Below are 231 nucleotides of genomic sequence, written 5' to 3'. Positions count from 1 at the left end.
CAGGAGCGGTCGCGGAAAACTCCACACAAAAGGTCGTCTGGAAATCCTTATCCATACTCACTGCGTACTCAATGCCTGCCTTATCCAACAGGTCGGAAACATGAATGACACACGGCTCTTGCTCGCGTGCGCGGCTCAATCCCAGCTCTAAATCCGCATGGCGGCAGGCGACCGTGCGTTGTACAAAATCACGATAAGTCGTCATCGTTCGCCCTCCGAACCGTCAACTTC

1 pseudogene is annotated in these 231 nt (G+C 54.1%); it reads right to left on the bottom strand.

What is annotated here, in order from left to right:
* Window positions 1-205 (bottom strand): annotated as a pseudogene (locus ACTHRE_RS11210) (hypothetical protein); the annotation flags it as partial.
* Window positions 206-231: the final 26 nt, after the last annotated feature.

Origin of the sequence: Neisseria sp. P0001.S007, from assembly GCF_051963655.1 — a bacterium.
Lineage (GTDB): Bacteria > Pseudomonadota > Gammaproteobacteria > Burkholderiales > Neisseriaceae > Neisseria > Neisseria subflava_A.
The sequence above is the reverse complement of the archived record's forward strand: the minus strand, read 5'-3'. Positions and strand labels throughout refer to the sequence as shown.